Below are 18,472 nucleotides of genomic sequence, written 5' to 3'. Positions count from 1 at the left end.
CGGAACCTTCAGGTACCCCACCTGGTGGATGCTCTGCCCCGCCTCGCGGACAGTTACGGTCTTCGCTCGATACCTTCGTCGGTCGTCGGCGCGAGCTGGCCTCGCTCGGCCGCTTGCTGCGTTCCGGTCGCCTGCTGACTGTCCTCGGGCCTGCAGGTGTGGGCAAGACACGGCTGGCCCTTCAGTTCCTGCGACGCCGGGCCGGGGGACGGACGGTGATGATCCGTCAGGTTGAACTCGATGCCTTGCATGACAGTGATCGCCTCGTTCCGCACATGGCGGCAGCCCTGGGCGTGGGTGAGCGCCCCGGCCTGTCCCTATTCGACGCCCTGGCATGCTCTCTCGATGGTCCGCAGACAGTCCTCCTCATGGACAACTGCGAACACATCATCGACGCCTGTGCGGAGTTGGCCGCCACCTTGCTGCACCGCTGCCCTCAGCTCCGCATTCTGGCCACGAGCCGCGAGGCGCTGCGGGTGCCGGGAGAGTCGGTGTTCCGGGTGGGAGGATTGAGTCTGCCTCCCGACAACGTCCCGGCGACATGCACTTCGGTGCTGAGTTCGGAAGCGGTACAGCTGTTCGTGGAACGCGCGCGATTCAGTGCGCCTGGATTCCGGCTCACCTCCGAAACCGCCGAAGCAGTCGCGGAGATCTGTCGACGGCTCGATGGGCTGCCGCTCGCCCTCGAACTGGCCGCTCGTCGCGCCGGGTCTCTGCCCGTCTCGCAGATTGTTGCCGGCCTGGACGATCGGCTGACTCTGCTGAACGACGGCAGCAGGACGGGCCCCTCTCGCCACCGTGGGCTGGGAGCCGCATTCGAATGGAGTTACACCCTGCTCGAACCTGCTGAGCAGGCGGTCTTCCGCCGCCTGTCCGTCTTTGTGGACGACTTCAGCATCGAGGGTGCGCAGGCAGTGTGTGCTGCGGGAGACATCTCTGCCAACGAGGTGTTGCGGCTGTTGTGCGCCCTTGAGGTGAAGTCGCTCCTGGTGCACAGCCGCGAATCGCGAGAAGCCGCACGGTTCCGCCTGCTCAGCCCCCTCAGGGCCTACGGTCTCGAGCTGCTGCGCTCCACAGGCGAATTGGCCGCCACCCGGCAACGGGCCCTGACGTGGCTGGCTGACCTCGTCCGGCCCCTGTCATCCACAGACCCAGGAGACGAGTTGCTTCTCCAGCGGATGGAACAGGAGCAGGAGAACATAGCCGCCGCGGTGAAGTGGACCCGTCATGAGCACAGCGATCGTCACCTTCTGTTCGCCATGGCCCTGACCGGTCTGCGGCACCACCAGGAACAGGTCACGGAGAGCCGCAGGATTCTGGGCAGTGCACTGAACGCTGTCGGAGATTCCGATCTGCTTGGGTGTGCCTTTGCATTGGCGGCCCGCTTGGCATGCATGCAGTCGGATGACGCCGAGGGCCTACGCCTGGCGCAGCAATCAGTCGCCCTTGCCCGTGGTCAAGCCGGCCCTGATCAACCCCGGCGGTCAGTGGACGCGTTGGATGCGCTGGCCGTGGCATTCCTGACGCGGGGCGACTTCACCGGGGCCCAGCGCGTCTACCAAGAGTGCCTGGAGATCGTGGCAGGCAGCGGCCGTCCACTGGTGACGGCGATTTACCGTCATCGACTCGCCTGGGCGTTGTTCCATACCAGTGATCTCGAGGAAGCCCGCGAGCTGATGGAGGAATGCCTGCCGACGCTTCACGCCGAAGCGCCACAGCGGCACCAGTGCGCCGCGCTGCACACCGCCGGCGCAATATATCTGGCCCTTGGCGATGTCGATGCCGCTGACGCCGCGTTCGTCGGCTCTTTGCACAAGGCGCCCCCGCACTCGGTGCACGCCCTGTACCCGGTGGAAGGTCTCGCCATCGTGGCGGCCCAGCGTGGAGAGGCGAAGCGCGCGGTCCGACTGGCGGCATCTGCTGAGGCTCTGCGAGCCCGCACCGGTCTGCCTGCCGAGCCTGAGTGGCAGAGGCAGGTCCGTGAGGCAGTCGCTCGCACCGGGCCGCACGGACGACCGACGACGCAGAGCCCGGTAGCCAGAGAAGACCTCCTGGACGGGGACCGGCTCGTTGCCTACGCGCTGCGGCTTCCTGGTCACAGGCCCGCACGCAGGCATGCGGGCGGAGAACTGCAGCTCTCCGCACGCGAGCACCAGATCGCCTTGCTTGTCGCCGAGGGCCTGTCCAACCGCGAGATCGCCGAGAAGCTGGGGCGGGCCACGGCGACCGTGGCTTCCCACCTCAATAACATCCGGGACAAGCTCGGCCTCCGGTCCCGGACGCAGATTGCGCTGTGGGCCGTCGCTCAGACACCCGACGGCGACAGTGTGCGCACCGGCCCCAGGCAGGATGGCCATGCGTAACGTACAAAAGGACAGCGGTGCAGTCGGCGCCGGCTCAACCAGCTGCGACCAATGCTGCACTTGACGGTGTCAGTCCCATCTCCACAGCCCCGTCTTCGTGAACACGAACTGACGCTGCAGAAGCCTCAGCAGCCGGGATCTCGCGGGGCTCGCCGACGGCGGCCCCGGCCGGAGCGTCCGCACGGTCGACGAATCACCAATAGGCCAGTCGCCGCTGCGAGTTTCGTTACGCGCCCAAATCACCGGTCTTCTGGTCGATGCCACGCCCCTTCGACACCCGCCATGCTCACAGCATGACTGACACCCCCCAGCCCAATCGAGCGGAACCCGCAGCACTGCCTGTCCCGGGCGATGGTCCGCCCGGAACAACGCGCAGATCCGCGATCGCCACCCTGGGTGCCGCGGCCCTCGGAATTGGCGCCTTGGGTCTCACAGCCGCTCAGGCGACTGCGGCCGTCGACCGTGACCCGGCTGCCCGGCCCCTACCCGGGCCGGCTGCGACATGCACCCTCACTCCCGAGCAGACCGAAGGGCCCTACTACCTGGACCTGGAAACGGTCCGCAGGGACATAACCGAACACAAGGCCGGCGTACCGCTCACCCTGCGCATCACGGTGATCGACACAACGACCTGCTCACCGCTGCCCAACACGGCGGTCGACATCTGGCACTGTGACGCTCTCGGGGTCTACTCCGGGTATGTCGCCGGCGGCTCCACACCGGACACCACCTTCCTGCGCGGAGTGCAGCTGACCGACCCCACCGGCGTCGCTCAATTCACCACCATCTACCCCGGCTGGTATGTCGGCCGTGCTCTCCACATCCACGTCAAGACGCACGTGGGAGGAACCGTGTCCAATGGGACGTACCACGGAGGCCACGTGTCCCACACCGGCCAGCTCTACTTCCCCGAAAGCTACAACGGCAGGATCGCCGCCTTGGCGCCCTACCGGAACAACACGGCCGCCCGCACGCTCAACGCCAGGGACGGCATCTACCGCAACGGCGGATCCTCGACCCTGCTCACCATCACGCAGACGGGCAGCGACCTCAGCAAGGGAGTGACCGGCACCGTGGTGCTGGGCATCGATCCCGCCGCCACGCCCTGAAGACACGCAGCCGCGCGGTAGCCGGTCCGCCCCTCGGCCCGGCTACCGCTGATGGGCAGTCGCCCGCACCAGCCAGACATCGGTCCAGGAAACGGCCGCCGCGACCGAGCCTCCCTCCGCACGGTCGAGCTCCGCACCAAGGTCACCCGCGGCGCCGGCAGCCCGACCGCCGCCCTCGCGATGGTGTTCAAACTTCGAGTCCGCCCAGGCCCGTTGGCGCGCGATCACCGGAGCCCACCTCGTCGCGCTTGTCCGAGCAGAAGCCCGCTTCGAACGTGGCCGACTCGTCGAACGTTCTGAAATGATCGCAGCGTGACATCGAACACTGACGGGCCGGCCGTCTCGGCTCCTCGCGAAGTCTGCATACCTGTCCCCGCTGGCGGTCGGCTGTGGGCCGAGCGCAGCGGTCATGGCAGCCCAGTGGTGCTGCTGCACGGCGCTGGCATGGACTCTCGTCTGTGGGACGCCGTTGTTCCCGAGCTGGCTCGTCACCGCGACGTGATCCGCTACGACGCCCGGGGGCTGGGACGCTCCACGCCACCGGGTGAGCCGTTCAGCGACATCGACGATCTGCGTGCCGTTCTTGACCACTTCGGTCTGCGTCAGGCTGCCCTGGTCGGGTTGAGTATGGGTGGGGAGACCTCGCTGGACTTCGCCCTCACCCACCCGGAGCGGGTCACTGCACTGGCCTTGATCGGCGCTTCGGTCAGTGGTCACGTCTGGCCGCGAAGTCCCGAGTTGTCGGCCTACGCCACGGCGCGCCGGGAGCAGGACACGGCAGCCCTGGCAGAGCTGGAACTGTCGATCTGGGCAGCGATGGGCAACACGGCCCCTGGAGGAGAGCTCATCGAGGCGATGGTGATCCAGAACGCCAAGCAGCGCGTTGTGAGCGAACAGCACTCCAGCGCGGGCCCCAATGCCGAAGCGCACCTCGGGGACATCGCCGCACCAGCGCTGGTAGTCCACGGCGACCGCGACCACCCGGAGATCGGTGTGATCGCCGAACGGCTCGTCACCAGCATCCCCGACGCCCGCGGCGAGATGATTTCGAACGCCGACCACTACCTGCCACTCCGCACACCCGAATCCCTCACCAGACTACTGCTGGCACACCTGCCCTGACACACGCTTCGTCAACGGCCGCACCCACAACTATTGACAATCGCTCGCCGAGGGCAGCAGACGCGTCGAAGAGACCGACCTGTACTGCGGAGAGGTCGTTGCCGGATCACGTATCGCGTCCGCCCAACGACGTGAGGCCCGAAGGTCGATGTCCTGGCATGGGCGCGGCAAGCTGGTCGTCTCGCGGCATACGAAATGTTCGCGTCACGGCTACTGCGGGTGCCATTCGAAGAGCAGGATGGTCACGTCGTCCCGCAGTTGGTTGCGCTGGTAATCGAGGATGGCGTGGATGAGCAGCCGCAGCACCTCGGCCGGGCGCTGGCCGGCGGCGTTGGAGCGGATGATGAAGTCGGTGAACCGGTCGAGGCCGAACTCCGCACCGTCCGCGTCGCGAGCCTCCACGACACCGTCGGTGTAGAGCAGGACGCAATCGCCCGGTTCCAGTGTCGTCTCGTGGACCTGCCGGTCTGCCGGGGCGAGTGGGCCGGCCAGGCCGATCGGTGGCTGCGGGGGGCTGTCCAGCACCGCGGGGAGCACCCGCTCGGCACGAATCAGCAGCGGTGGGGGGTGACCGCAATTGACCCAGGTCAGCACCCCGGTCTCGGCATCGAGTCGACACAGCACGCCGGTGCAGAACTGGTCGGGCAGCCACTGGGCGAGCGCCTGGTCGACGGAGCCGACGACGTCGGCCAGGTCGCCACCGCCGCGGCGGGCGTTCCGCGCCGCTGCCATGGCGACCGACGTGGTCAGGCCGGCGGTCAGATCGTGACCCATGGCGTCGAGGATCATGGTGTGCAGCAGGTTCTTGACCACCGCGTGGTCGAAGGCGTCGCCGGCGACGTCGTACGCCGGTTCCATCACCGCGGTCGAGACGCACCTCCTGCTGCCGACGGTGCGGGGTGGCAGGAAGGCCCGCAGCATCTCGGCTGGCAACCCCATGGTCGCCGTGCGGGTACGGGCGGCGAGCCAGTCGCTGTAGGCGCGCTTGGAAGTGATCAGCATGGCGAACAGATGGGCCAGCATCCGGGTGCGCCGCATCCGCGCCCCGTCCAGCGAAGCGGTCCGCACCGCCAGCACGCCCAGTCGCTCCGCACCGTCGACCAGAGGCATCCAGACGATCATGTCGTCGTCGGCCTCGGCGACTCGTGGGGAGACCGTGCGGTAGGCCCAGCCGGCCGACGAGCGGTCCACCGGCAGGGGCTCCAAGGCCTCGTCGAGTGGGATGAGCAGCCGTTGTTGCAGGTCTACGAGGTAGATCAGTGCGGTCTCCAGGCCGAGGGCCGAGGCGCACCGGTTCGCCAGGCCGGGCAGTTCGACTGGCAGAGCCGTCTGCGCCTCGATGATCAGCTCTTCCAGCCGATTCTCGTCGACGGCGGTGTCGGGACCCGAGGACGCGTGCGGTGGGTCCGGCACCGGGATCACCCCTTCCATGCCCAGTCTCACACCGATCCCGTCCTCTCTCACGTTGGGCACGACCGCGGCGAGGCGAGGCCGAGGGCGGCGGCCAGGTCTGTCATCTGAACTCGACCGGGCACACCTCGTGCGCCAGCCTCGTGCAGGTAGCAGGAGGCGTCGCCGTCGCGGTCGAGCTCTATCTGCTTCACCTTGCGTACGGCGGCGCTGACCAGTTGCGCGAGGGTCGTGAAGGGGCCGCTGGGTGCGTCGATGTCCTAGTGAAGCTCGCGCAGGATCGCGGCGAGCTCAGGGCGGTCGACGGCGTCGGCGTTCAGGTCGTCCTCGATGTGCTGGAGGGCGAGGGATGCGATGCCCAGCGAGGCGCGCACCCGGTCCAGGCGGGCGCGGCTCTCCGACGGGCTCGGCCCGTGCGGCGTGGACGTCGGCCAGGTGGGCGATGAAGGCACGCAACTCTGTGATCCGGCCCTCGGTGTCACGGATTCGGTCCGCGAGCAGCGGCAGCATCCGCATCCGGACCGAGGCGCAAGCCCCCTCGTCCCGGATGTCCAGAGGTCACGGATCGTGCTGGAGTGCGCCGACGGGCACTCGATTGCTTCCACTGTGGCGCTGGCCTCCTCCTGTACCGCCGACAACGGGCGTGCACGTACGACGCACGACGCGACGCAGTCGCCGAAGACCGTTGGAGCGCGCACCTACAAGGGCGTCAACTTCGATACAAGCCGCGAGGTGTGGTGGACTGAGTACGTCGGGAGGGAGATCGCGGACATCAGGAAAGAGTTGCACTGCAACTCGGTCCTACTCCTTGGTCACGGGGCCGGTTGACGGAGGCCGCGTCGATCGCGGCCCCGCAGGGCCTGTTCGTGTGGCTCGAGCCGCGGCGGTTCGATCAGGACGCCGAGCAGACGCTCGCCTTCCCCGGCTCGGTGGCCCGGGCCACCGAGCGGCTGCGCGCCCGCCACCCCCACGTGGGCATGGCGGTCGGCACCGAGCTGACCACTTCCATGTCCGGCCTGGTGCCGGGCAAGAACTACACCGAGCGCGGCCAGGCCCTGAGGCGCCCCGAGTCGGCTGGCCAGTAGAAGCGGCTGAACATCTTTCCGAGCCGGGCTCTGAAGACCGTGCGGGCCCCTGTTCAAGGGGCGGGTCACGTACAGCTCCGGGGGGGTGGGAGGAGGTCGACTGGCGCGGCTTCGATGTCATGGGGGCCAATCTGTACCTGACCGCGCGCAACAAGGCCACCTACACCGAGAAGGTGCGCGCCCTGCACCGACACGGCAAGCCCGTCGTCATCATCGAGTTCGGCTGCTGCACCTTCACGGGGGCCAAGGAGCTGGGCGGGATGGGCTTCACAGTGGTGGACTGGGAGCGGGAACCGCCCGTGGTGAAGGACGGCTATGTGCGCAACGAGCGGGAACAAGCCGACGAAATAGACGAGTTGCTGGACCTCTACCTGGCCGAGCAGGTGCACGGCGCGTTCGTCTACAACTTCATCGCCCCGGACTCGCCCTACTCCCCGCAGCTCCGCTACGACCTGGACGTCGCCAGCTTCGCGCGGGCCAAGACCTTCCCCACCGGGACACGAGGCGGCTACGCGGACACCGGGCATTGGGACCCCAAGCAGTGCTTCCACACGGTGGCCCGCCGGTTCCGGTGACACATGCCGATGCCGCTGCCATGCGAAGGGCAGACACCGGATGCTCGCGGGCCGGCCGTACTCGGTCGCGGCCACGCGGGAAAGTGGCCGTACGCCGTGGACGACGGGTGCCGGGCTCGATCCCGAGCCCGGCACGGATGCCGCCAAGGTGAACAACTGCCGCACGAGCTGATTGCACTAGTGCAAAACTTAGTTGTCTCTAGTGCAAAAATCGGATACCTTCCACGTCATGCCTGCTTCGTTTCCCCTGCCCGTCACGCTCACCGGTGGCCACGTACGCCTGGAGCCGTTGGTGATGGACCATCTCGGTGACCTGTTCGCGGCGGGAGGCCGCGACGAGGAGGTGTGGAGGTGGCAGGGTGGGCCGGCCCCACGGACTCAGGAGGAGCTGGGCGACAAGCTCGCCACGGTGCTGGAGGCCGGCGGGCGGGGTGAGTACGTTCCCTTCGCAGTCATCCATCGTGCGAGCGGCCGGGCCGTTGGCTGGACGACGTACATGGACATCGACGTGGCCGACGAACGGCTGGAGATCGGCTGGACCTGGTACGGGCGTGCGCACTGGCGCACTGAGGTCAACACCGAGTCGAAGCTGCTGCTCCTCACCCATGCTTTCGACGACCTCGGCATGGGGCGCGTGCAGTTGAAGACCGATCATCTCAATCACCGCTCGCAGGCGGCCATCGTGCGTCTCGGTGCGCAGCGCGAAGGGGTGCTGCGCCGTCATCGCCGGCGGCCGGACGGTACCTGGCGCGACTCGGTGTACTTCTCGATACTTGCCTCGGAGTGGCCCGCGGCCAAGGAACGCCTGGCTGCCCGCCTGGGGGGACTCGGCCATGACGGATAGCGCCGTGGATGTCGGCACGACGAACCGGGGGAAGCCGGAAGCGGGACCCGCTCCCGACCTCGCCGGCGAGCACGGCATCTCGACCCGGGCGGTCCGCAACTGAGTCGGTTGATCGTCCGTTCGACTTCGTTACGGCGCTTGTAGATCTCCCTGGCGAAGCTCGTGGGCCGACCGCCCTGGCTGCCGCGCCGTTTGCGGTTGGCTCGTTGGTCCTTCGGTTCGGGGATGGTGTGCTTGATCTGGCGTCTACGCAGGTAGCGCCGGTTTCGGCGTGAGCTGTATGCCTTGTCGCCGCCCAGGTGGTCCGGCCGTCTTCGGGGGTGACCGCCCTGTGGACGGGGAACGCGGATGCGTTCGAGGGCCTCGATCATCTGCGGTGCATCGCCCCACTGGCCGGGCGTGGCCAGGAAGGCCATCGGTCGGCATCCACCCTCACCGGCGAGGTGGATCTTGCAGGTCGGACCGCCCCGGGACCGTCCGAGTCCTTCGTCGGGGCGGTGGTGGCGGGGCGACGCCGCCCCGCCTTCCAAGCCCTTGCTTCTCCTATCGACATTCGATAGATTCCCATCGCAATTCGATGGGAGGATGGGTCATGGGGAAGCTGACAGTGCGTGCGCTGCGCGCCGTGCTCGCGGTGGTGCTCGCCGGCACCGTGTTCGTACAGGCAGGGATGGTGTGGGCGTTGGCCACCGACCCGGAGGACGGGTCGCTCCCGCTGACCCCGCTGCGCTTGATCACGATCCTGGGCATGATCTCGGCCCAGGTCGCCCTGGTCTGCGTATGGCGGCTGGTGACGATGGTGCGACGCGGAACCGTGTTCTCCCACGCCGCCTTCCGGTACGTGGACGCCGTGATCGGCGCGATCGTTGCGGCTGCCCTGTTGTGGTTCGCGGTCACGGCCCTGAATGCGCCGGGCCAGCGGGACGACCCGGGCGTCACCGTCATCATGGGCGGGATTGGCCTGGCCATCCTCGGGGTCGCGCTCATCGTGCTCGTGCTGAGGATGCTGCTCGCCCAGGCCGTCGCACGCGACGTCGAAGCGGCGCAGATGCGGGCCGAGTTGGACGAGGTGATCTGATGCCCATCGCCGTCGACATCGACGTGATGCTGGCCAGGCGGAAGATGTCCGTGGGCGAGCTCGCGGACCGCGTAGGGATCACGCCCGCCAACCTGGCGGTACTCAAGAACGGCCGCGCCAAGGCGGTACGCTTCGCGACACTCGCCGCGCTCTGCGAGGTGCTCGCATGCCAGCCGGGCGACCTGCTGCGCTGGGAAGCCGAGGACGCCGCCGGCGGATGACGTGCCCCAGGGCGGGCGTGAAAACGCCTGGCTCCACCGGCCCGTGTCACGGCACGGGGACCGCATGGACATGGATCGCCGATCACCCGCAGCGCCATCTCGACCCCGTTGGGCAGATTCCGATTGACCTGCACCGCACCGTCCCTGCCGACGATCGCGACCTGCGAACGTGTTCCCACCGCAAGCCCCCGTCCTTCCAGCGCAGAAGGACGGGGTTCGTCGTTGGGCTGGCAGCCAGGGCTTCGATATGGTCGCTTGACGTACGCCCGATGATGACGAACCGCCAGTTCGACGGGGTTCCGGGAACGTGACAGGCACAGGCTTCCAAGATCATGGAGTTCTCGCCTGCGACCACCTCTCCGGCCTGGTCCTGGCCCAACTCGACGTAGGCGAGTAGACCAACGAGATCAACGGGATAAGGCGTAGGGAGATCACCGCGGATCGTGCTAGCAACGGTCAGGACAGCGTCAGCCCGGAAATCCGAACGTCACAGGAGCCTGCATGGACCGCCCACTGGCCGCTCTTCTCGACAGCCTCTACCAGGAGGGCCGGGCGCACGACGGGCCGCTGGCCGACCGGTTGCTGCGGTTGCGCAACATGACGCCGGAGGCGGCGGGCCTGATCGCCTTGCTGATCCGGGCCCAGCGCGGGCAGTCCGTGCTGGAGATCGGTACCTCCAACGGCTATTCGGCCATCTGGTTCGCCGACGCCGTGCGGGATACCGGGGGCCGGCTGACCACGGTCGAAACGGACGCGGTCCGGGTCGAGGCAGCCCTGCGCAACCTCGAACGCGCCGGGGTGTCGGAGCACGTGGACGTCGTGCACGACGACGGGGGCAAGCTGCTGGAGCGCACGCCGCATGCGTCGGTCGACCTCGTCGTCCTGGACGCCGAACGAGCCGCGTACGTGGAGTACTGGCCGCAGGTGCGCCGGGTACTGACGCCGCGCGGCATCGTGGCGGTGGACAACGCCGTGAGCCACCGCGAACAGCTCACCGCTTTCCGCACCCTCGTGGCGGAGACCGGTGACTTCGCGGTGGATCTACAGGAAGTGGGCGACGGGGTGCTCACAGCGGTTCGGATGCGCTGAATACTGCTTGTTCGCCCGGCGGGGCACCCGGCTCGGCCCCCTTGGCGGGGCCGGCCGCACCGGGCAGCGGCTCACGTCGAGGGCGCAGGACATGGCAAGCGTGGCCAAGTACCCGGCCGACGCCGACCCACGAGCCGCCGCTGATCAGCATGCTGCGTAGGGGAAACGGAATAGGAACACCCAACGGGATGGACGATGTGAGAGGCGCTCAGGGCTTTCGCGTTCGGTTGATGATGAGCAGGGCGAAGCAGACGACGGAGCAGGCCAGCCCTGCGTACAGCAGTGGCGGGGCCCAGAACCACACCACGTCGGTGCTGTCGCTGGTCCAGTGGCAGGTGATGGACGGAGGGAAGCTGTCCACGTTCACCGATGTCAGGCTGTAGTCCCGGCCGGCATCCCTGTACACGCCGTCGCCTGTCTGGTCCCCGCACACGTCGAGCGGGTTCGTGAAGGCGAGCCCGTAGACGGTTCCGGCCCCGTAGGCGGCGATCGCTGCCGCGCTGCCGATCACAGCCCAGCGGGCCGCCTGCGAGGGCTTCCTCCGGGTCACCCACAACGCGTACGGGATTGCCCCGACGGCGAAGAGGAAGAGCGTGATCGCGGGCGGGCCGAACAACGCGAACAAAGACACCATGTGCCCTGACGTTACTTCGAGCGGAGGAACGTTGCTGGTTGGCCCCTTACTCAGCCCGCAGGAAAGGTTCCGTGGAGGCGTGCTCTACAAGGTTGTCGTCGAGCCAGGAGCGTCCGCCGGAGCCCGTCCAGGCGAAGGCCGCTTCCGTGTACGGCAGTTACCGGACCGAGTGATCAAGTTCGACGCACCATTCGACGCCGGACGCCGGACGCCGGACGCCGGACGCCGGACGCCGGACGCCGGACGGCAAAGATCAAGTCAGGGCATGGCCAGCTCGGCCCAGATCGTCTTCCCGGACGAGGTGTACCGCGTGCCCCAGCGCTGGGACACCTGGGCGACGAGGAACAGGCCGCGGCCTCCCTCATCGTCCCGGCGCGCTCGCCGCAGATGGGGTGCAGTGTGGGCGTTGTCGGAGACCTCGCACAGCAGGAAGCGATCCCTGATCAGCCGCAGCATGACCGGCCCGGTGGCGTACCGGATGCCGTTGGTGACCAGCTCGCTCACCACGAGTGCGGCGGTGAACGACAGTTCGGACAGACCCCAGTTCGCCAATTGGCGCTCAGTGAGCGTGCGGGCGTGAGCCACCGTGGCCGGGTCGGGTGGCAGCTCCAGGTCCGTCACATCGTCGGCGTCGAGACGCCGGGTGCGTACGAGCAGCAGTGTGGCATCGTCCGCCTGTGGTCCGGGTGGCAAGGCCGACAGGGCCCGGTCGCACAGCTCCTCCACGGGGCATCGTTGCCAGCTGAGGACCTGGGCCAGGCGGTCGATTCCGCTGTCGATGTCCGTGCGTCGGTCCTCCACGACGCCGTCGGTGAAGAACGCCACCACGCTGCCGCTGGGCAGGTTCAGATCAACGTTTTCGTAGGGGAGGCCACCCAGCCCCAGGGGCGGCCCCGGCGCCAGCGCGGACAACGCCACCGAGCCGCTCGCATCGGCCACGATCGGCGGGGGATGGCCCGCGCTCGCCCAGACGCACCGGCCGCTGACCGGGTCGTAGATTGCGTAGAGGCAGGTCACCCCGAGCGCCTCGTCGCTCAGCCCGTCATCCGACTGGGATTCCGAGTCCTGCGCGACCAAGTCGTCCAGCCGGGTGAGCAGCTCGGCCGGATCGAGGTCCAGCAAGGCCAGAGTCCGTACGGTGGCGCGCAACCTGCCCATGTGCGCAGCCGCGTGGACGCCGTGGCCCACCACGTCGCCGACGGTCAGGCCGACTCTGGCACCGGAAAGCGGGATCACGTCGAACCAGTCGCCACCCACGCCCACGCGGCTGTCGGCCGGCAGGTAGCGGTATGCCAGGTCGACCGCGCTCTGCTCGGGCAACTGCTGTGGCAGCAGGCTTCGCTGCAGTACCAGCGCTGCCGCGTGCTGGCTGGTGTATTGGCGGGCGTTGTCGATGCCGACAGCGGCTCGCTCGGCCAGTTCCACGGCGAGTGTCTGCTCCTCGGGGCCGAAGGGGTCGGGGTTGCTGCGGCGCCGGAAGGTGGCGAGCCCCAGGACTGCATCGCGGGTCAGCAGCGGGACGAAGAGACAGTGGTGCGAGGGGGCTGATCTCGCCTCGCCCGGTGCCTCGGGCGGGGAGTCGTCGACGACGGGGCGGCTGGTGGCCAGGCTCAGAGCCTGCGGTGACGATGGTGCGTAGGAGACGGGACTGGTCCGGAACTCTTCCGGCGTCCGGCCGTGCATGCGGAGCAGGCTGTGCCCCGGTGCCGAGCCGGTCGGCGGCTGTCGCCCCTCGATGACCGCCGGCGGCAGGTCGACCAGGACCTCGTCGGCCAGCTGTGGTACTGCCACGTCGGCGAGCTCCGCGGCCGTGCGACGCACGTCCAGCGAGGCACCGATGCGCTTTCCCGCCCGCACCAGCAGCGACAGGCGTTCCTGGGCGCGGTACTGGTCGGTGATGTCCAGGGACTCCTCGAACAGCCCCAGCGGTTCGCCCCGGGCGTCCAGCAACCGGTGGTACGAGCAGGACCAGACGTGCTCGCGCACCGGGTCGGCGGGGGCGCGTCCGCGATAGTGCATGCCGATGATCGGTTCCCCCGTTGCGAACACGTGCTCCATGACCTGGTCTTCGTCCGGGGGGTGGTGGCGGGAGATGAACTCGCCTTCGGGGAAGAGAGCCGAGGCCGGTTGGCCGATGTACTGGGCGATCCCGGCGAGCTCGAGTTCGGTGGAGACGTTCCCCCAGAAGACGCGCATGTCGGCGTCGAAGATCGTCAGGCCGACGGGAGACTCGGTCGCCAGTCCCTGGAGCATCGCGAGCTGTGCCTCCCAGCTGCGGAGCGCTTGCAGGTCGGCTGCGAGCACGATGGTCGCAGCGTGGCCCCGGTGCTCGAGTGGGTTGAACGCGACGGCTGCGCGCAGGGTACGTCCGTCCCGGCAGCAGAGGTCCAGGACGGCACTGCGGGGCTTGGGCGCCTTGCAGAGGGCGGACAGCCGCTGTCCGGGGGTCGCTGCCAGCAGCCGGGCGGCCGGCAGGCCGAGGACATCTTCGGGTGAATGTCCGAGGAGTCGCTGGGCCGAGGTTCCCCACCCGGAAATGCGGCCTTCGGCGTCCAGTACCGCGGCGGCGGCTTTGGTGAGGTCCAAGGGGCTGTGGAAGTCGACGTTGGCCGCATTCGGAAAACGATCCATGGCACCGCGTCCCTTCGTGCTCCCTAGCATCCCGTGCCGCACGACGGACGACAACCGCACGCGCGCGACCGCCACCTGCTTGCACAGCGCGACCGTCGATGGTCCGCCGGGCGTGACCCACCACCGGGTCGAGGACCGGGCCACGAGGTGTGCGCTGCCTGGGTCTGGGATGACCATGGGTGAAGGCAGAACGCCCGCCGGTACGAGCCGAGGCGCCGAGCGGGAAGGAAAATGAGGCATGGGCACGAGGGATCCCTCCCAAGCAGGCGTTGGCCGGCCGGCGGCGGGATTTGCTGCGCCGCCCAGTGGCCTGCTCGATCTGCTGAGCGTTGCCGCCGTGGTGCTGAACGCGGAGGGCCGCGTGGTCTTCTGGAGTCCCCATGCCGAGGAACTGTTCGGCTACACCTCGGAAGAGGCGCTGGGCGAGTACGCGGCGCAGCTCACGGTCGACGAGGAGCACCAGGACGAGGTGATCAGGCTGTTTGCCCAGGTCATGGAGTCCGGCATCGACTGGGCAGGGGCCTTCCCGATTCGGCGCAAGGACGGCAGTACGCGCCTGGTGGAGTTCCGCAACATGCGGCTGCTGGACGACCTGGGGGACACCTACGCCCTGGGCCTGGTCGCGGACCAGGCAACCGTGGAACGGGTCGAGCGAGATGCCGCCCTGGCCATGCGTCTGGTGTCCCAGTCCCCGGTCGGGCTGGCGATTCTGGGCCCCGACCTGCGGTACCTGGCCGTGAATCCGGCTCTGGAACGCATCACCGGTCAGTCCGCCGCCGAGCGTCTGGGCCGGTCGGCCGGCGAGGTCCTGACTTTCCTGGACACGGACCCCGAGGCACGTCTGCGCCGTGTCCTGGAGACGGGCGAGTCGGTTGTGGACCGGGACATCGTCTGTCGTCCTCCTGGCGACCCGGACCACGAGCATGCCTGGTCCGTGTCGTACTACCGGCTGGAGGACTCAGGTGGGCGGGTGCTGGGCCTGGCCTACTCCGTCATCGATGTCACCGAACGTCATCAAGCTGCTACGGAAGCTGCACGGGCCCGGCAACGGCTGGTCCTGATCGCCGAGGCCTCCGCCCGCGTGGGGACCACCCTCGATCTGGAGACGACGGCGCGTGAGCTCGCCGATCTCGTCGTCCCGGTCCTGGCCGATGCGGCGGCCGTGGTCCTGCTCGACGGCGCCTTGCACGGCCGGACCGTGCCGGACACGGACCCTGTCCCGTTCCGCGCCCTTGCCGTCCGCGCGGCGCCCCCCACGGAGGCGGTCTCCGCGGCCGATCCCGCGGGACTCGCCGACTACGACGACCGCCTGATCTCCGAGTGCGTGCGTACCTGCCGGCCAGTCCTCGTGCCCCGCACGGCCCGCCGTGATCCGGCGAGCATCGCCCCCCATGCCGAGCCAGCCTCCCTCCTCGCGCAGGCCGGCGTGCACTCCTACCTGGCCGTACCGCTGGTGGCCCGGGGTGAAGTCCTCGGCGCCCTCGAACTCAGGCGCACCCGGAACCCCGCGCCCTTCGACGACGACGACGCGTTCCTGGCCTCCGAACTGGCTGCCCGAGCTGCGGTCTCCATGGACAACGCCCGCGGATACCAGGCGCAGCGCCATGCGGCTCTCACCCTCCAGCGCAGCCTGCTTCCCGAGCCGCCGTCGGACCTGCCGGGTCTGAAGGTGGCCTGCCGCTACCAGCCTGCCGGCGCCACGAGCGAGATCGGCGGCGACTGGTTCGACGCCATACCTCTCCGGGGGGACAAGACCGCGTTGGTCGTCGGGGACGTCATGGGCAGCGGCATCAATGCGGCCGCCACCATGGGGCAACTCCGCGCCGCCGCCCGCGCCTTCGCCGAACTCGACCTTGCCCCCGCCGAGGCATTGCGTCACCTCGATCACCTGACCGAGGGCACCGAGCAGGCCATCACCACCTGCATCTACTGCGTGTACGACCCTCACCAGGGCCAGTGCCGGATCTGTCTTGCCGGCCACCTACCGCCGGCCCTGATGCGTTCTGGCCGTGCAGCGCAACTGCTCGAGCTGCCCACCGGAGCACCGCTGGGTGTCGGCGGTGTCCCCTTCGAGGCCGCCACCATCTCCTTCAGCCCCGGCGACGAGCTGGTCCTCTACACCGATGGCCTGGTCGAAACCCGAAACGAACCCATCGACGCCCGCCTGAACACCCTCCTCGACGCCCTCACCACGACACGTGGCCAGGATCCGGAACAGACCTGCGACCGCATCCTGGACATTCTGCGGCCGCCCGGCGGCGAGGACGACGTCGCTCTGCTCATCGCCCGGGCCCAGCAGGCCTGAGCAATCCGGGGGAGGGGCAAGCCCCCGCGGCTCACCGACTGGATCGAGCGCGGCCGTCGTCGGGATGCGGCGGGTCCTGTTGCCCCGCCCCGCGCCGGAGGTTTCAGCTGGTCCTCGCACCTGAGGATGGCGCTCAGGCTGCTTTGGCTGGTGGACTTCGGGATCGCCGCGCGGTCGAGGGCTCCCGCCTCACGGTGACCGGGACCGCCGTGGGCACCTCGGGTTGCCTGGAGCCTGAGCAGGCTGACTCGAGCCGTCGTAGTCGGGGGCCAGGCGCTGGTGGCGTATATGGTGCCCGTCCGGCAGAGCGTGTCGCCGTGTAAATCTGCAGGCCCAGCAGCATCAGGTACGCAAGCGTGATCGGCCGGCCGATGCCGGGAGACCGTCCACGGGCAAGCACGTGAACGGCTACCGAGCCACGTTCCGACGGGACATGTGGTGCGCCGACCTCGCTCCAACCCTACTGAGGCGTGCCGAGAGACAGGGTGACGCGCACGACAGTGTGACGCGATACCCGAGTCCCAGGTGAAGGCACCTGCTCGCACACTCGGCCCGCCGGTGTGGCGGGCTGGGGGCACACCCGGTGCCGCACACGCTGTATGCGTACCCCCGCTGCCTGAGCATTCGATCGGGCTTCGGCCATCGTCGTGCCGATCAGCGAGGGCGCCGAGACTGAAGTCCGGGCCGTAGCCTGCCACCCACTGATTGTGTAGGTGGCCAGGCCGGTCGTCAGCAGTGCCGCGGTTGCCTGCAGGGCCCAGCGGATTCGGCGTCGGCGCACGGGGCGCGTCTTGCGCGAGCCTGCAGACGGCAACTGCCGCGTGTGGACCCTTGGCGGCGGATCCGGCAGCGGCGAGACGGCCGCTGTGGGACGGCCCGCGAGTATCTCCCTGATGGCGCCGTGCATCTCTTCGGCTGTCTGGTATCGGTCCGCGACGTCCTTGGCAAGGGCGCGGAGCACCACGGCGTCGTAGACGGCGGGGAGCCCGGGAGCGTGGGCGGACGGAGGGACCGGCGAATCCGAGACATGCTTCATGGCCACGGCCAGTGGTGCGTCGCCGGTGAACGGGGGGCGGCCGGTGAGCAGCTCGTACAGGAGGCAGCCGGTCGAGTACAGGTCAGTGCGGCAGTCCACCTGCTCGCCCCGAGCCTGTTCCGGTGAGAGGTACTCGGCTGTCCCCAGAACCATCGATGTTCGGGTGAGGGCCGTATCCGCCATGGACCGGGCGATGCCGAAGTCCATCACCTTCACCGTGCCCTCGTGAGAGAGCATGGCGTTTGCCGGTTTGACGTCCCGGTGGACGATGTGATGGTGGTGAGCATGCTCGAGCGCCTCCAGGACGCCGGCGGTGAGTTCCAGGGCGTGCTCCGGGCTGGTGATCATCTTGTCGCGCACCAGCTGGAGCAGTGTGATGCCTTCGACGTACTCCATCACGAGGTAGGGGACAGGTGCACCGTCCGTCATGTCCTCGCCCGCGTCGTAGACGGCGACAACGGACGGATGGCCAAGCAGAGCGGCCGAGACGGCTTCACGGCGGAAGCGTGCCCACTGTTCGGCATCGGCCGCCAGTTCCGGACGGAGCATCTTCACCGCGACCGAGCGAAACAGCAGCAGATCGTACGCCAGCCATACCTCGGCCATCCCTCCTTGGCCCAACACCTGCTCCAAACGGTAGCGCCCGCCCAGACAACGTGTGCGATCCACCGGTGTGCCCCCCTTGCTGCCAGTTCTTACCGGGGCACGGTAGGGGCGGAACTTGTGGGATCTCTGTGATCCCACCGAACCCTGATCGCAGGTCAGATGCTGGCCCGGCGCACACACCGCTATCGCTGCCTCCAAGCACGAAGCGAGCCGGGGGCTGGAGGTCGACTGGTCCAGCGGTTCACGCAGCGGCACGCTGGTGATCAACGACGGTGGCCGGCCGTTCCGCACGAGTGGCAACAACGGCCGGCCCGCCAAGTATCCCCTGGGCGGTTCGGGTTGGGTCAAGGAAGGCCCGACCCAG

The 18,472-nt window shown here is 68.5% G+C and carries 15 protein-coding genes and 2 pseudogenes; 11 read left to right on the top strand and 6 right to left on the bottom strand.

Annotation, left to right across the window (positions count from 1 at the left end; translation table 11 throughout):
* Positions 1–218: 218 nt before the first annotated feature.
* The 4 genes and pseudogenes from ACWCP6_RS19700 (at position 219) to ACWCP6_RS19685 (ending at position 4,594) form a co-directional block, all read left to right on the top strand.
* Positions 219–2,363 (top strand): ATP-binding protein, encoded by a 2,145-nt coding sequence (locus ACWCP6_RS19700; RefSeq protein ID WP_450933736.1) that lies wholly within the window; start codon positions 219–221, stop codon positions 2,361–2,363.
* Between the two features lie 422 nt (positions 2,364–2,785).
* Positions 2,786–3,472, top strand: a complete 687-nt coding sequence (locus tag ACWCP6_RS19695) for an intradiol ring-cleavage dioxygenase (RefSeq protein ID WP_450933735.1) — start codon at positions 2,786–2,788, stop codon at positions 3,470–3,472.
* A 120-nt stretch (positions 3,473–3,592) separates the two neighbouring features.
* Positions 3,593–3,788 (top strand): annotated as a pseudogene (locus tag ACWCP6_RS19690) (IS256 family transposase); the annotation flags it as partial.
* The gene (locus tag ACWCP6_RS19685) at positions 3,785–4,594 is read left to right on the top strand and encodes an alpha/beta fold hydrolase (RefSeq protein ID WP_450933734.1); all 810 of its coding nucleotides are present in this window, start codon (positions 3,785–3,787) and stop codon (positions 4,592–4,594) included. The pseudogene ACWCP6_RS19690 and the gene ACWCP6_RS19685, both read left to right, overlap by 4 nt.
* 210 nt (positions 4,595–4,804) lie before the next feature.
* On the opposite strand, the gene ACWCP6_RS19680 is transcribed toward ACWCP6_RS19685, so the two are convergent.
* On the bottom strand, positions 4,805–6,025 hold the full coding sequence (locus ACWCP6_RS19680) for a PP2C family protein-serine/threonine phosphatase (RefSeq protein ID WP_450933883.1): 1,221 nt from the start codon (positions 6,023–6,025) through the stop codon (positions 4,805–4,807).
* A 239-nt stretch (positions 6,026–6,264) separates the two neighbouring features.
* Complete coding sequence (locus ACWCP6_RS19675; RefSeq protein WP_450933733.1) at positions 6,265–6,456, bottom strand: hypothetical protein; 192 nt, start codon at positions 6,454–6,456, stop codon at positions 6,265–6,267.
* Between the two features lie 372 nt (positions 6,457–6,828).
* Between ACWCP6_RS19675 and ACWCP6_RS19670 the strand changes: the two genes are divergently transcribed.
* From ACWCP6_RS19670 to ACWCP6_RS19660, 3 genes are all read left to right on the top strand, one after another.
* Complete coding sequence (locus ACWCP6_RS19670) at positions 6,829–7,089, top strand: hypothetical protein (protein WP_450933732.1); 261 nt, start codon at positions 6,829–6,831, stop codon at positions 7,087–7,089.
* A 119-nt stretch (positions 7,090–7,208) separates the two neighbouring features.
* A complete protein-coding gene (locus tag ACWCP6_RS19665; RefSeq protein WP_450933731.1) occupies positions 7,209–7,664 on the top strand; it encodes a hypothetical protein in 456 nt (151 codons plus the stop codon).
* A 229-nt stretch (positions 7,665–7,893) separates the two neighbouring features.
* Positions 7,894–8,508, top strand: a complete 615-nt coding sequence (locus tag ACWCP6_RS19660; protein WP_450933730.1) for a GNAT family N-acetyltransferase — start codon at positions 7,894–7,896, stop codon at positions 8,506–8,508.
* A 161-nt stretch (positions 8,509–8,669) separates the two neighbouring features.
* On the opposite strand, the pseudogene ACWCP6_RS19655 reads toward ACWCP6_RS19660, so the two are convergent.
* Positions 8,670–8,924, bottom strand: a pseudogene (locus ACWCP6_RS19655) (transposase); the annotation flags it as partial.
* Positions 8,925–9,100: 176 nt separating this feature from the next.
* On the opposite strand from ACWCP6_RS19655, the gene ACWCP6_RS19650 reads away from it, so the two are divergent.
* The 3 genes from ACWCP6_RS19650 to ACWCP6_RS19640 all read left to right on the top strand — a co-directional run bounded on the left by ACWCP6_RS19650 (position 9,101) and on the right by ACWCP6_RS19640 (position 10,896).
* On the top strand, positions 9,101–9,586 hold the full coding sequence (locus tag ACWCP6_RS19650; protein ID WP_450933729.1) for a DUF2975 domain-containing protein: 486 nt from the start codon (positions 9,101–9,103) through the stop codon (positions 9,584–9,586).
* Positions 9,586–9,807 carry a helix-turn-helix domain-containing protein gene (locus ACWCP6_RS19645; RefSeq protein WP_450933728.1) on the top strand — a complete coding sequence of 74 codons (222 nt, stop codon included), beginning with the start codon at positions 9,586–9,588 and terminating at the stop codon, positions 9,805–9,807. Before ACWCP6_RS19650 ends, ACWCP6_RS19645 begins: the two co-directional genes overlap by 1 nt.
* Positions 9,808–10,308: 501 nt before the next feature.
* Complete coding sequence (locus ACWCP6_RS19640; RefSeq protein WP_450933727.1) at positions 10,309–10,896, top strand: O-methyltransferase; 588 nt, start codon at positions 10,309–10,311, stop codon at positions 10,894–10,896.
* Positions 10,897–11,104: 208 nt separating this feature from the next.
* On the opposite strand, the gene ACWCP6_RS19635 is transcribed toward ACWCP6_RS19640, so the two are convergent.
* Complete coding sequence (locus ACWCP6_RS19635; protein ID WP_450933726.1) at positions 11,105–11,530, bottom strand: hypothetical protein; 426 nt, start codon at positions 11,528–11,530, stop codon at positions 11,105–11,107.
* Between the two features lie 258 nt (positions 11,531–11,788).
* Positions 11,789–14,161, bottom strand: coding sequence for a SpoIIE family protein phosphatase (locus ACWCP6_RS19630; protein WP_450933725.1), 2,373 nt, complete (start codon positions 14,159–14,161; stop codon positions 11,789–11,791).
* 238 nt (positions 14,162–14,399) lie between these two features.
* Here ACWCP6_RS19630 and ACWCP6_RS19625 point away from each other — a divergent pair, with 238 nt between their 5' ends.
* Positions 14,400–16,466 carry a SpoIIE family protein phosphatase gene (locus tag ACWCP6_RS19625; protein ID WP_450933724.1) on the top strand — a complete coding sequence of 689 codons (2,067 nt, stop codon included), beginning with the start codon at positions 14,400–14,402 and terminating at the stop codon, positions 16,464–16,466.
* Between the two features lie 460 nt (positions 16,467–16,926).
* On the opposite strand, the gene ACWCP6_RS19620 is transcribed toward ACWCP6_RS19625, so the two are convergent.
* On the bottom strand, positions 16,927–18,171 hold the full coding sequence (locus ACWCP6_RS19620) for a protein kinase domain-containing protein (protein WP_450933723.1): 1,245 nt from the start codon (positions 18,169–18,171) through the stop codon (positions 16,927–16,929).
* Positions 18,172–18,472: the final 301 nt, after the last annotated feature.

The sequence above is a fragment of the Streptomyces sp. NPDC002004 genome (assembly GCF_053593975.1).
This window is presented reverse-complemented; position numbering and strand designations above follow the sequence as displayed.